The organism is Marinobacter antarcticus, assembly GCF_011049865.1.
GTDB classification, from domain to species: Bacteria; Pseudomonadota; Gammaproteobacteria; order Pseudomonadales; family Oleiphilaceae; genus Marinobacter; species Marinobacter antarcticus_A.
The window spans coordinates 1-12,246 of the sequence record NZ_DRGY01000076.1 but is presented as its reverse complement, the minus strand read 5'-3'; the positions used below and the strand labels follow the sequence as shown (position 1 = coordinate 12,246).

The following is a 12,246-nucleotide window of genomic DNA, read 5'->3' as shown; positions in this document are numbered from 1 at the left end:
GGGTATCCTGCGCATCGCAGCCTGGATCAATCAGTCCCTCAGGCCGCTCACCAGTTTATCAATGCTGTCTTTGGCATCTCCGAACAGCATGCGGGAGTTGTCTTTGAAGAACAGCGGGTTTTCGACGCCGGAATAGCCTGTTGCCATACCCCGTTTGAGAATCACCACGTGTCGTGCTTTCCAGACCTCAAGCACCGGCATGCCCGCGATCGGGCTGCCCGGGTCTTCCGCTGCTGCCGGGTTCACCGTATCGTTGGCGCCGATAACCAGCACCACGTCGGTTGTCGGGAAGTCTGCGTTGATCTCGTCCATCTCCAACACGATGTCGTAAGGCACATGGGCTTCGGCCAGCAGCACGTTCATGTGCCCGGGCAAGCGGCCAGCAACCGGGTGGATACCAAAACGCACGGTCACGCCTCGGTCCCGGAGCAGCTTGGTCATGTCACTGACGCCGCTTTGAGCCTGCGCAACGGCCATACCGTAGCCAGGCACGATAATCACGGAATCGGCGTTACGAAGCTCCTCGCATACCTCATCAGCACTGGTTTCCAGGGCGACCTGATCATCACTGCCAACGGCGGCAGAACTGCTGCTGGTCTGGCCGAAGCCCCCGAGAATAACGCTGACAAACGACCGGTTCATCGCCTTGCACATGATGTAGCTGAGGATGGCACCGCTGCTGCCTACCAGTGCGCCGGTGACGATCAGCAGATCGTTGCCCAGCATGAACCCGATAGACGCCGCAGCCCAGCCGGAGTAGCTGTTGAGCATGGAGACAACCACCGGCATGTCAGCGCCACCAATGGCCATGATCAGGTGAATGCCGAGAACGGCGGCAACCACGGTCATCAATACCAGGGCGATAAGGCCCAAGGCCATGCTATCAGTGCCCAGGAACCAGGCGCCCAGCAGCACCGATATCAGCAACGCGGCCAGGTTCATCAGGTGCCGGCCGGGCAGGGTGAGTGCTTTGCTGTCGATGCGACCATCGAGCTTGCCGCAGGCTACCAGTGATCCGGTAAAGGTGATGGCACCGATAAAGATACCCACAAACACTTCCACCAGTTTAATCGTGTGCTCGGCACCCGAGGTTTGGGTCAGCGGTTCAATGAAGCCGGCGAAGCCGACCAGAACCGCGGCCATGCCTACAAAGCTGTGCAGCAGGGCCACCAGTTGTGGCATCTGGGTCATTTCCACTTTGTTGGCGATGGCAACGCCAACACTGGCGCCTACCAGCACTGCAATCACAATAGCCACAAGGCCACTGTCACTGACGTTGGCCATGGTGGCCACCAGAGCGATCAGAATGCCGGCCACCCCGTAGAGGTTGCCCCTGCGCGCAGATTCCTGATGGCTCAAGCCTCCAAGGCTGAGAATAAACAATACGCTGGCTACTACATAAGCCACACTAACGAGTCCTGTACTCACGGCGGTTCGCCTCCTATCTGCGGAACATTTTGAGCATGCGATGGGTAACCCTGAAGCCGCCCCCCACGTTGATGCTGGCAATCAGCACCGCCATAAACGCGATAATCCCGACCGCGGCGTTTTCGGCCTGAGCCAGGTGCAAAATCGCACCAATTACAATAATGCCGCTGATGGCGTTGGTTACGCTCATCAGGGGCGTGTGCAAGGAGGCTGTAACGTTCCAGACAACCTGCCAGCCAATAAAGCAGGCCAGCACAAACACCGTGAAGTGACGCAAAAAGCTGTCAGGTGCGTGAGCGCCCACACCGTAAAGTGCCGCGATGGCAACAATCAGCACGGCGCCCTTGCCAATCAGGCTGCGGCGCTCGGATTCCTTGCGCGCAGCGGCCTTTTGCTCGGCAGAAGGCTCTTCAGTGCCAGGCGCAGGTTTCGGGCTGACCGGGGTTTGCGGCTGTGGTGGCGGCCAGGTGACTTCCTTATCCAGCACCACGGTCAGGCCACGAATAACGTCGTCTTCCATGTTCACCCGGGGCTGGCCGTCTTTATCTGGTGTCAGCTCGGTTAGCAGGTGGAACAGGTTGGTGGCGTACAGATCACTGGCAACCTTGGCCATGCGGCTCGGCAAATCCGTGTAGCCGATCAGCGTGACCTCGTGCTTTTCAACAATCTTGCCCGGTTCGGTCAACTCGCAGTTGCCGCCGCGTTCCGATGCCAGATCGACAATCACACTGCCGGGTTTCATGGATTTGACCATGTCCTCGGTGATCAGCTTGGGCGCCGGCTTGCCGGGAATCAGAGCGGTGGTGATGATGATGTCCACCTCTTTGGCCTGTTCCGCAAACAGGGCCATCTCCGCCTTGATGAACTCATCGCTCATCTGCTTTGCGTAGCCGCCGGTGCCGCTGCCTTCTTCTTCATCAAAATCCAACAGCAGGAATTCGGCGCCCATGCTTTCGATCTGTTCTTTCACTTCCAGCCGGGTATCAAACGCCCGCACAATCGCGCCCAGGCTGTTTGCCGCACCCACGGCCGCAAGACCGGCGACACCGGCACCTATAACCATCACCTTGGCCGGCGGTACTTTACCCGCTGCGGTCATCTGGCCTGTGAAAAAGCGCCCGAAGTGATTGGCCGCTTCGACCACTGCGCGGTACCCGGCAATGTTTGCCATGGCGCTCAGCGCATCCATCTTCTGGGCCCGGCTGATCCGGGGCAGGCTGTCGATGGCGAAGCTGGTGATTTTCCGGGCAGCCAGCTGTTTGAGAAGCTCCGGGTTCTGGGCCGGCCATAGATAACTGACCAGGAAGGCGCCTTCTTTTATCAGATCAGCCTCGTGCTCGCCCAGGGCCGGGTTTTGCATGGGAGGGCGAACCTTCAGAATGAAGTCTGCGTTGCTCCACAGCGAACGGGTATCCTTCGCGATGGACGCGCCAACAGCTTCATAGGCTTCATCGCGGTAGTGGGCAGCCTCACCGGCGCCGGTTTCAATTGTGACGTCGTAGCCCAACGCGATCAGCTTGTGCACTGATGGCGGTGTTGCGGCAACACGTCGTTCGTCTGTGAATATCTCTTTTGGAATGCCAATTTGCATGATGCAAACGTCCTCTGTTTGAACCTATAAAACCGATATGGGATTAAGACACACGGGTGCAACGTCAAGAATTCGCTCAGTATACGTTGTATTGCGTACGGCAGAAACCCGGATTAGAGGTGTTGCGACCTGAGTAGGTTCTGTTGCGTACGGCAGGAATCCGCATTTGCGGTTATGCTGCGCGCTTTTGCACCCGCCGGGATTTTTCGATGTTAGAGATGTTTTTCAGTACGTACATCAGCAGTACAATCCGCTTTCTGTTTCTGCTGGCGCCCTTTTTTGTTGTATCCATGTTTATTGCCCTGACCCGGGGTTTGCCGACTGCTGAAAAGTCCTCCATTATCCGCCGGGCCTGTGTTGCGGCGTTTACCATGGGCGTGATTCTGTTTTTTGCCGGCCCGCTGCTGTTCAGTGCCATTGGTATTACCCTTAATTCCTTCCGTATTGGCGCAGGTACCCTGCTGTTCCTGACCGCCATCAGCCTGGTCACCAACGGCACCCGCAATCACGCCACCGGCCTGCCGGATGAAGATCGCGACGATATTGCGGTTGTGCCGCTGGCGGTTCCGGTGATGATCGGCCCCGCCACCATCGGTGCTATTCTTGTTTACGGTGCTGAACTCAAGCAGGTATCGGAAGTGGCCGGTGGTTTGTTGGGCCTGATTTCCAGCTTGTTGATCCTGGCAATACTGCTGCATCTGTCGGGGTATCTGGAAAAAGTGTTGGGGAAAACCGGCCTCAACATTCTTTCCAAAATCAGCGGCCTGATTCTCTCGGCTATGGCCGCAGAAATCGTGCTGACCGGCATCACCGGATTTATTGCCAATATCTGAGCAAGACGTTTGTAAGGAGTTGAAATGTCCACCAACACCATCGAGCACAACCGCCGCCGTCAGGATTTCTCCGGTGTTGAATCCATCTGGCTGTTTGGCTATGGCTCACTGATCTACAAGGTGGACTTTCCGTTTCTTGAAAAGCACCCCGCATCCATCAACGGCTGGGCGCGGCGGTTCTGGCAGGGCTCTCATGATCACCGGGGCACACCGGATGCGCCAGGCAGGGTAGTGACCCTTATTGAACAGCCCGGAGCCATCTGCAAGGGCATGGCGTTCCGGGTATCGCCCAACGTATTTGAACATCTGGACGTGCGGGAAAAGAACGGCTATCTGCGGTTTTCCACAACCCTGACGTTCGAGAGCGGAAACCACGCTGAAGGGCTGGTTTATATTGCTACTGAGGACAATGAGGCTTTTCTTGGACATGCCCCGGACGCGGATATTGCCCGCCAGATTGCGCAGGCGGTTGGGCCGAGCGGCCCTAATTCCGAATACCTTTTCAGGCTGGCGGAATCACTGAGAACACTCGGCGATGAGTGTACTCATACGTTTGCAATAGAGGCAGCTTTGAAGAAAAACGGCTAAGCAAGAACGCAAGCTACGAGCAAGCAGCCGGAGGCGGCACACCTTCCGAAACTGTGCGTAGCCATGGATGGCGGAGCCAAGCGTACACGGACGTATTCACAGCGTGTTTCGGAAGGTGTGCCGCCTCCGGTTGCGTCAGGCTTCACCAATAGCCTCCTGTTTTTGTTGCCGAGCAGCAGGATTGAATCCTCGCGGTGGTGCTTTGCGTCTCTGATTCAGGCCAATCAGCACCAGTGGCACCACCACCATCATACTGCCCACCAGGAACCACCAGTCCGGCACTTCGTTAAACCAGATCCAGCCGATACCGACCGCCCAGATCAGACCTGTGTATTCGGCACTCGTCACTTGATTGGCATCCACTTGGCGATACGCCAGCAGAACGGTGATGTTGTAGCCCAGAATAAACAGGGCAGAACCGGCTGCAGTGAACAACATCTCCGGGTGCCAGGAGGCGCCCTGTTGCCATTCCCAAACAGCCAACAATCCGGATGCCGGAATAATCAGCAAATAGTTGAGAAACAGCTTGTGCACCGTGGTCTGATTCTTCGGCAGCTTGCGCACCATAACGGCGTTGATAGCCAGTGTGATCGCAGACCCCAGCGCGGCGATGGCTGCCCAGTTGAACTCCACCGGACGCAGGATCACGATGATGCCGGCGAAGCCACTGAACACCGCAAACACGCTCAGAGGCGAAAGGGATTCTTTGAAAATAAACACTGAAAACACCATCACCAGAATCGGCGCTGCATAGAATACGGCGTTGGCCGTGGCCAGCGGCAGATTGCTCAGCGCCACAATCATGCACAGCAGGCCCACCAGATGTATGTGTGCCCGCATCGCATGCACTTTGATGCCGGAAAACAGGTTGTTTCGGTCGATTTTGCGTGCCAGCGGCAGCAGGAAAACAAGCGTGATCAGGCAGCGTAGAAATGCAAACTGGAATATCGGAGCGCCCGGCTCCATGAGTTTGATAAAGACGTCCGAGACCAACGCCATGGCGTTGCCAAGCACAAGCAGAAGAATGGCGCTGTTTACGGTTTTGCCTGACATGTTCTTTTTCCCGATATCCGGATACGAATAAAACGCCCACATAGGAAGTGGCAGTCGTAGTTTATGTGCGCTTTAATATCCGATATAGTGATGTTTATTAATCAGGTATTAGAAAAAAAGATAATGAAGCTTCCCCCACTTAAAGCCTTGCCCGTATTTGAAGCGGTTGCCCGTCTCAACAGTTTTTCCCTGGCCGCACAGGAATTAGCGGTCAGCCAGAGCGCGGTGAGCCATCAGATCAAGCAGTTGGAAACCTATCTGGGTGAGCAACTGTTCTGGCGCAGCGGGCGAACGCTCGCGCTGACCGACGATGGCCGCCAGTATCTGGACGCCATCAGTACCGCTCTGCTGCAAATAGAGCGCGCCAGCGAACAACTGCTGGGGCATGAAGAATCCCGGTTGCGATTGTCACTGTTCAGTTCTTTCGCCGTGCGTTGGCTGGTGCCCAGGCTGCCGGACTTGCAGAGGTTGCACCCGCAGGTGGAACTGGCGCTGGAGATGAGCAGCGAAAATCCGGTGCTGTCAGATCGCGTAGCGGACTGCTTTATAACGATTCACAGGGATTCACCGGCCTACAGCTACGAGCTTTTGTACGTGGAACGGCTTTTCCCCGTGTGCAGCCAGGATTACTGGCAGCGCATCCAGAGAGAACTGGGGTGGGAGGCCGATGTAACAGGGCACGATGAACCTGTGCTGACCGCCGGCGACATCGCCCGTTTTCCCCTGTTATCTACCCACAGTATTTACGACAAGGCCGCCGGCGACTGGGAGGCGTGGTTTCGAATCGCAGACGACGCCATCCCGGTCGGCACCAGAGTTCAGCATTTCAGCCACATGTTGCTTGCCCTTGAAGCCGCTCGCTTTCACCAGGGTATCGCGCTGACCAACGATTACATGCTGAGCACCCGGAAGGATTCTGAAGAATTTGTGCGGTTGCCCTGCCATCCGCTGGTGACCGGAGACACGTTCTATTTTGCCTGGAAAACCAGCCGCCGGCAGGAGCGCGGCATTCAGATACTGCGGCGCTGGCTTGTTGGCCAGGCGATTGAGGGAGGACTTCGGGGCGAGGTGGCGTGATGCCTGTTCGTTATCTTTGTTCGTTGCCTTTCAGGGTTTCCCACACCTCGATGGCGGCTGCAAGGTCTTCCAGTGACGCACCCACGGATTTGAACAGCGTGATGGCCTGCGGATTCGTGCGGCCGGGTTTTGAGCCTCGCAGCAGCTCCGCCAGATCTGCCCGCACGTCGGTTTCGCTAAAAGCACCCTCCCTAATGGCTTGTAGCAGGTCTCCGGCCTCGCCCTTGGCGCCGGCGTAGGTGTCCACGAACACCTCGCTGCGAATCAGGCACTGACCGTCGGTTTCACGCATGGTTGGCCGGAAGGCGCCGACCAAATCCAGATGGCTACCGGGTTGCAACCATTCTCCCCGGATCAGCGGCTCCGTTGACAGGGTGGCACAGCTGATGATGTCGGCCTCCGGAACGGCGATTTCCAGGTCCGTTACCGACTCACAGTCAAAGCGGTCGCGAAAACGTTCAGCCAGCGCTGCGGCCTTATCCGGATTACGACCCCAGATCCGCACTTTGCGAATAGGGCGCACTGCGGCATGGGCTTCAATCAGCATGGGCGCCAACTTGCCAGTGCCAACCATCAGCAGTGATGAGGCATCGTGCAGCGACAGTTCACGGGCCGCCAAGGCAGAAGCTGCTGCAGTGCGCCGGCTGGTCAACGCAGCGCCGTCAATACAGGCCAGGGGTGTGCCATGCTGGCCTTCGCACAGAATATACAGCCCGGAGATGGCGGGCAGTCCGGCGTTGGCATTTTGCGGGAATACGTTGACCATTTTCATGCCGATGTACCCGGCGGTTTCCCAGGCGGGCATGATTAACATGGTGGCTTCGCCATCCGGACGGTGCATGGCGTGATGGTGCCGCGGTGGCGCTTCCACACCCTGTCGGAACGTATCGGCGATACGTTCGATCAGTGCGGGCCATGCAAGTGCGCCGGCTACCTCCTGTGCAGAAATCACACGCATATTGTTTAATCCTGTTTACGGCTTACCAGGCGTTGGATTTCACCGACAATGCCACGCCGGAACACCATCACGCAGACCACAAAGATCGTACCCAGAATCACCTGTACCCAGGAACCAAAGGCTGACAGTTCGTGACTGAGGGCGCCGACGGTGATGGCGCCAATAACGGGGCCAAAAACCGTCCCTAGACCACCCACAAGGGTCATCAGAATAACATCGCCCGACGTTTGCCAATGGGCACTGGTGAGTGAGGCAAACTGGAAAATAATGGCTTTGGTGGCACCTGCCAGCCCGGCAAGCGTGGCGGAAATAACGAAGGCCAGCAGTTTGAAGCGGTCTACGTCATACCCCAGTGACAGGGCGCGAGGTTCGTTCTCGCGAATGGCCTGGAGTACTTCGCCAAACGGCGAATGAATCGTGCGGTGGATGATGCCGAAGCCGATCAAAAAAATGGCGAACACAAAATAGTACATGGTGAGTGAGTTGTTCAAATCAATAAACCCGAACAGCTCGCCCCGGGGAATGCCTTGCAGACCGTTTTCGCCGCCGGTAAATGGCATCTGCAGCGCCAGAAAATAGACTATCTGAGCCAGCGCCAGGGTGACCATGGCAAAATAGATTCCCTGCCGGCGAATGGCCAGAATGCCAAAAACAGTGCCAAGAACCAGGGTAAATCCGGTTCCTGCCAATATACCCAGCAGCGGTGAAAAGCCCCATTCTTTGATGACGTAACCCGTGATGTAAGCGGCGCCCCCGAAAAAGGCCGCGTGGCCGAACGACAGAAGCCCGGCATAGCCCAGCAACAGGTTGAAGGCGCAGGCAAACAGCGCAAAGCACAGCAGGTCCATCACAAACACCGGATAGGCGAAGAACGGTGCGGCCAGGCCAACAATCAGCATCACAATAAACAGAATACGGTTGGTCATGAGCGGCTCACTTCTCCTTACCGAACAGTCCCGCCGGGCGGAACAGCAGTACCAGCACCATCAGAAAGAAAATAACGGTGCTGGCAGCCGGGGGGTAGAACACCTTGGTCAACCCTTCAATAAGGCCAAGCGCAAGGCCGGAAAGAATGGCGCCCATAATGGAACCCATGCCACCGATCACCACCACGGCAAACACCACGATGATCAGATCGGCCCCCATCAACGGGCTGACCGAGTAAATAGGCGCCGCCAGCACTCCGGCAAGACCCGCCAGGCCAGCACCGAAGGCAAAGGTAAGGGTGATCATCAGCGGCACGTTGAGGCCAAATGCCTGGGTGAGATCGCGATTCTCCACGCCGGCCCGCAGCCGTGAACCCAGTTTGGTGTGCTCAATGAAGAACCAGGTGGTGAAACACACCAGGAGCGACACCACAATGGCGAACAGACGATAGGTGGGGAAATACATAAAACCAAGGTTCACCACGCCGCTAAGACTCTCCGGCTGGCCCGGGTAGGGAGTGCCGGAAACGTTGAAGTAGTTGGAAAACAAGCCCTGAAGAATCAGGGTTATACCGAACGTCAGCAGCAATCCGTATATGTGATCGAGTTCATACAGGCGCCGGAGCAGGAGGCGCTCAATGAGAACCCCCAGCAGGCCGACTAGCAGGGGCACCAGAATCAGTGATGCCCAAAAGCCAATTTGAATGCTGATACCAAACCATTGCTCAAGAAAGGAGTAGCCAATCAATGCGATGAAGGCCCCAAGCATATACAAGGCTCCGTGGGCAAAATTGATAATATTCAGCAGTCCGAATATTACCGCAAGCCCGAGGCTCAACATGGCGTAGAACACGCCGACATTAAGCCCTAGCAGCGCCTGGGCCAGAATGACCTGCATCGACATGTTGGCTACCTCCCCTCAGATGGTGATTAAAAAGCGTGTCAGTTAACCAACGAGCACTTGGTGTCTGCCATCGAGATGTAGGCCTTGTCTGCGGGAATCTTTGAGATGACTTTCAAAAGGTCCCACTCGCTTTGTGAATCCGCAGGTTTTTTCACCTCCACCAGGTACATGTCGTGGATCATGGAGCCGTTGGGCGCGATTTTTCCACCCTTTACGAACATGTCATCAAGGGTCATTTCTCCCAGCTTGGCGCGAACCGCCTCGGTGTCGTCTGTTCCCGCTGCCTTGATCGCTTTCAGATAGTTGCTGACTGCGGAGTAGACTCCAGCCTGCACCATGGACGGCATGGCACCCTGGCGCTCATTGAACCGCTCAGACCATGCTTTGGCTTCGTCATTCTGGTTCCAGACAAAGGCCGTGGTGAATTGCAGACCCTGGGCAATGTCCAGCCCCATGCTGTGCACATCGGTGATGAACACCAGCATGCCTGCCAGCTTCTGTCCGCTCTGAACAATACGGAACTGGTTAGCCTGTTTGATGGCGTTAACGGTATCCTGGCCGGCGTTGGCCAGCCCGATTACATCCGCGCCCGAGGACTGAGCCTGCAGCAGGTAAGATGAGAAGTCGTTGGTGGACAGTGGCGCGTTAACATTGCCTACGACCTTGCCCCCCATGCTTTCCACAATGGCACCGGTGTTGTCCCGCAGTGAATGTCCGAAGGCGTAGTCTGCCGTAATAAAGAACCATTTCTTGCCGCCGTTATTCACCATCGCGGTGGCGGTGCCAACCGGCAGAGCGTGGGTGTCGTAAACATAGTGAATGCCGTAGGGCGAACATTGCTCTTCAGTCAGCGCCGTGGAGCCGGCGCCCGTGTTCATGGTGATGGTTTTCTTTTCTTTGGCCAGGCCCTGTACCGCAAGCCCGACCGACGAATTATCCAGGCCGGTGATCATGTCCACTTCTTTGGAATCGATCCATTCCCGGGCGGTGCTGGCGGCAATATCCGGTTTGTTCTGGTGGTCCGCAGAGATGACTTCGATGGGTTTGTCCAAAACCGAACCACCAAAATCTTCAACGGCCATTTTGGCCGCGATCACGGCACCTGGGCCTTCCAGGGACTTGTACACCCCCGACATGTCACTGAGTACCCCGATTTTCACCTTGTTGTCAGACAGATCCGCCGCTGTGCTTACCAGGGGCAATGTGAAGGTCGTTGCAGCCACAACGCCTACCAATCCGTGTTTCCAGTGCTTAAACATAGTGGGTTTCCTTTTTTATTATCAGGTTCCGGGTCGGGTCCTTTAAGGGGGGCCAGGCCCACTGGCTCAGACACTCAGGTGCCTGTTCAACTGCTCTTTTTTGGCCTCAAGATCGGCCGCATCAATTTGTTGTACCACCTTGCCGTGCTCAATCACGTAGTGTCGATCGGCCAGGGGCGCCGCAAAGCGGAAATTCTGTTCCACCAGAATGATCGTGAAACCCTCTTCGCGCAGTTTGCGAATGACATCCCCCAACGATTTCAGGATAACCGGGGCCAACCCCTCGGTAATCTCGTCCAGTAACAGAAGGGTGGCGCCGGTGCGGAGGATTCGGGCAATCGCCAGCATTTGCTGTTCGCCTCCCGACAGTTTTGACCCCTGGCTTTTACGGCGTTCTTTCAGGTTGGGAAACATGGTGTAGATTTCGTTTACCGACATTCCCCCTTTGGCAACGATGGGCGGCAACTCCAGGTTTTCATCCACGTTCAACGACGCAAAAATACCCCGCTCTTCTGGGCAATACCCCAGCTTGCCCACATGGGCAATTCGGTGTGTGGGCAGATTGATAATTTCGGTACCGTGAATTTTGATGGAGCCCGTGCGTTTGCTAACCAACCCCAGTATGGCTTTCAGAGTGGTGGTCCGCCCTGAACCGTTTCGGCCAAGCAGTGTGATGACCTCACCTTCTTTCAGCGTCAGATTCAAACCATGGAGCACGTGGGACTCGCCGTACCAGGCGTGCAGATTCTCAATTCGAAGTAATTCGTGGCTCTGATCAGGCGGCATCGGTGGTTCCCATATAGGCTTCCATCACCTCGGGGTTGCTGGAAACCTCGTCATAATTGCCTTCGGCGAGAATTTCACCCCGGTTCAGCACCGTGATCCTGTCGGCGAGGGTCGACACCACATTGAGGTTATGCTCAACCATAACAATGGTTCGGCCCTCGACCACACGTTTGATCAGGTCTGTCACCTTGCTCACGTCTTCTGCGCTCATGCCCTGTGTGGGTTCATCCAGCAGCATGAGTCTTGGTTTCAGCGCAATCGTGGTGGCTATTTCCAGCGCTCTTTTTTGCCCGTATGGCAATTCAACCGCTTCCACCTCTGCAAATTTTCCAAGGCCGACCTCTTCCAGTGTTGCCTGGGCCTCTTCATTAAGCTGGTTGAGAATTCGCAGCGGGCGCCAGAATTGGTAGGACACCTGTAATTTTCGCTGCAGGGCAATGCGAACGTTTTCCCGCGCCGACAGGTGAGGAAAAACGGCAGAAATCTGAAACGAGCGAATGAGCCCGCGTTGGGCGATTCCGGCCGGTTTCGCCTGGGTGATGTCTTTGCCGTCGTAGATGATGCGACCGGATGTCGGCGTCAGGAATTTGGTGAGAAGATTGAAAAAAGTGGTTTTGCCCGCACCGTTCGGACCTATCAGGGCATGGATCGAACCGGTCTGGACGCTGAGGTTGATATCTTTGACGGCGGTAAAACCTTTGAAATCCTTGGTGAGGCCGTGGGTTTCCAGAATAATGGCCTGTTCCCGGGCGTGATCGTTCACTGAAAGCACCCCTGTCAGACCAGTGGTTCAGACACTGGTGATTGTTGTTTACTTTTATTGTCTTTCGACGCCGGAATCAG

At 56.2% G+C, this 12,246-nt stretch carries 12 protein-coding genes; 3 read left to right on the top strand and 9 right to left on the bottom strand.

Going from position 1 to position 12,246, the window contains the following annotated elements; genetic code table 11:
• Nucleotides 1-30 precede the first annotated feature (30 nt).
• Both pntB and ENI00_RS09525 read right to left on the bottom strand, forming a co-directional pair.
• Nucleotides 31-1,428: a Re/Si-specific NAD(P)(+) transhydrogenase subunit beta gene (pntB, locus tag ENI00_RS09530; RefSeq protein ID WP_304101574.1), complete on the bottom strand. Its 1,398-nt coding sequence runs from the start codon at nucleotides 1,426-1,428 to the stop codon at nucleotides 31-33.
• 13 nt (nucleotides 1,429-1,441) lie between these two features.
• A complete protein-coding gene (locus ENI00_RS09525) occupies nucleotides 1,442-3,019 on the bottom strand; it encodes a Re/Si-specific NAD(P)(+) transhydrogenase subunit alpha (protein WP_304101573.1) in 1,578 nt (525 codons plus the stop codon).
• 209 nt (nucleotides 3,020-3,228) lie between these two features.
• Here ENI00_RS09525 and ENI00_RS09520 point away from each other — a divergent pair, with 209 nt between their 5' ends.
• Together ENI00_RS09520 and ENI00_RS09515 are read left to right on the top strand one after the other, a co-directional pair.
• Nucleotides 3,229-3,852: a MarC family protein gene (locus ENI00_RS09520; protein WP_304101572.1), complete on the top strand. Its 624-nt coding sequence runs from the start codon at nucleotides 3,229-3,231 to the stop codon at nucleotides 3,850-3,852.
• A gap of 24 nt (nucleotides 3,853-3,876) precedes the next feature.
• Entirely contained in the window at nucleotides 3,877-4,440 is a 564-nt protein-coding gene (locus tag ENI00_RS09515; RefSeq protein WP_304101571.1) for a gamma-glutamylcyclotransferase, read from the top strand.
• A gap of 135 nt (nucleotides 4,441-4,575) precedes the next feature.
• Here the strand turns inward: ENI00_RS09515 and ENI00_RS09510 are convergent, their stop codons facing one another.
• On the bottom strand, nucleotides 4,576-5,493 hold the full coding sequence (locus ENI00_RS09510) for a DMT family transporter (RefSeq protein ID WP_304101570.1): 918 nt from the start codon (nucleotides 5,491-5,493) through the stop codon (nucleotides 4,576-4,578).
• Nucleotides 5,494-5,616: 123 nt separating this feature from the next.
• Here ENI00_RS09510 and ENI00_RS09505 point away from each other — a divergent pair, with 123 nt between their 5' ends.
• On the top strand, nucleotides 5,617-6,570 hold the full coding sequence (locus ENI00_RS09505; protein ID WP_304101569.1) for a LysR family transcriptional regulator: 954 nt from the start codon (nucleotides 5,617-5,619) through the stop codon (nucleotides 6,568-6,570).
• 10 nt (nucleotides 6,571-6,580) lie between these two features.
• On the opposite strand, the gene ENI00_RS09500 is transcribed toward ENI00_RS09505, so the two are convergent.
• The 6 genes from ENI00_RS09500 to ENI00_RS09475 form a co-directional block, all read right to left on the bottom strand.
• Nucleotides 6,581-7,528 (bottom strand): ornithine cyclodeaminase family protein, encoded by a 948-nt coding sequence (locus ENI00_RS09500; RefSeq protein ID WP_304101568.1) that lies wholly within the window; start codon nucleotides 7,526-7,528, stop codon nucleotides 6,581-6,583.
• 5 nt (nucleotides 7,529-7,533) lie between these two features.
• Nucleotides 7,534-8,454 (bottom strand): branched-chain amino acid ABC transporter permease, encoded by a 921-nt coding sequence (locus ENI00_RS09495; protein WP_304101567.1) that lies wholly within the window; start codon nucleotides 8,452-8,454, stop codon nucleotides 7,534-7,536.
• Nucleotides 8,455-8,461: 7 nt separating this feature from the next.
• Entirely contained in the window at nucleotides 8,462-9,358 is an 897-nt protein-coding gene (locus tag ENI00_RS09490; RefSeq protein WP_304101566.1) for a branched-chain amino acid ABC transporter permease, read from the bottom strand.
• A gap of 38 nt (nucleotides 9,359-9,396) precedes the next feature.
• Nucleotides 9,397-10,617, bottom strand: a complete 1,221-nt coding sequence (locus ENI00_RS09485; protein ID WP_304101565.1) for an ABC transporter substrate-binding protein — start codon at nucleotides 10,615-10,617, stop codon at nucleotides 9,397-9,399.
• Between the two features lie 66 nt (nucleotides 10,618-10,683).
• A complete protein-coding gene (locus ENI00_RS09480; protein WP_304101564.1) occupies nucleotides 10,684-11,403 on the bottom strand; it encodes an ABC transporter ATP-binding protein in 720 nt (239 codons plus the stop codon).
• Complete coding sequence (locus ENI00_RS09475; protein WP_304101563.1) at nucleotides 11,393-12,166, bottom strand: ABC transporter ATP-binding protein; 774 nt, start codon at nucleotides 12,164-12,166, stop codon at nucleotides 11,393-11,395. Before ENI00_RS09475 ends, ENI00_RS09480 begins: the two co-directional genes overlap by 11 nt.
• Between the last annotated feature and the right edge of the window lie 80 nt (nucleotides 12,167-12,246).

Bases quoted from the DNA above. Each gene is read 5' to 3' on its own strand.
- ENI00_RS09485 (WP_304101565.1), bottom strand. From the start codon at position 10,617: ATGTTTAAGCACTGGAAACACGGATTGGTAGGCGTTGTGGCTGCAACG.
- ENI00_RS09500 (WP_304101568.1), bottom strand. From the start codon at position 7,528: ATGCGTGTGATTTCTGCACAGGAGGTAGCCGGCGCACTTGCATGGCCC.
- ENI00_RS09480 (WP_304101564.1), bottom strand. From the start codon at position 11,403: ATGCCGCCTGATCAGAGCCACGAATTACTTCGAATTGAGAATCTGCAC.
- ENI00_RS09520 (WP_304101572.1), top strand. From the start codon at position 3,229: ATGTTAGAGATGTTTTTCAGTACGTACATCAGCAGTACAATCCGCTTT.
- ENI00_RS09525 (WP_304101573.1), bottom strand. From the start codon at position 3,019: ATGCAAATTGGCATTCCAAAAGAGATATTCACAGACGAACGACGTGTT.
- ENI00_RS09510 (WP_304101570.1), bottom strand. From the start codon at position 5,493: ATGTCAGGCAAAACCGTAAACAGCGCCATTCTTCTGCTTGTGCTTGGC.
- ENI00_RS09505 (WP_304101569.1), top strand. From the start codon at position 5,617: ATGAAGCTTCCCCCACTTAAAGCCTTGCCCGTATTTGAAGCGGTTGCC.
- ENI00_RS09515 (WP_304101571.1), top strand. From the start codon at position 3,877: ATGTCCACCAACACCATCGAGCACAACCGCCGCCGTCAGGATTTCTCC.
- ENI00_RS09495 (WP_304101567.1), bottom strand. From the start codon at position 8,454: ATGACCAACCGTATTCTGTTTATTGTGATGCTGATTGTTGGCCTGGCC.
- ENI00_RS09490 (WP_304101566.1), bottom strand. From the start codon at position 9,358: ATGTCGATGCAGGTCATTCTGGCCCAGGCGCTGCTAGGGCTTAATGTC.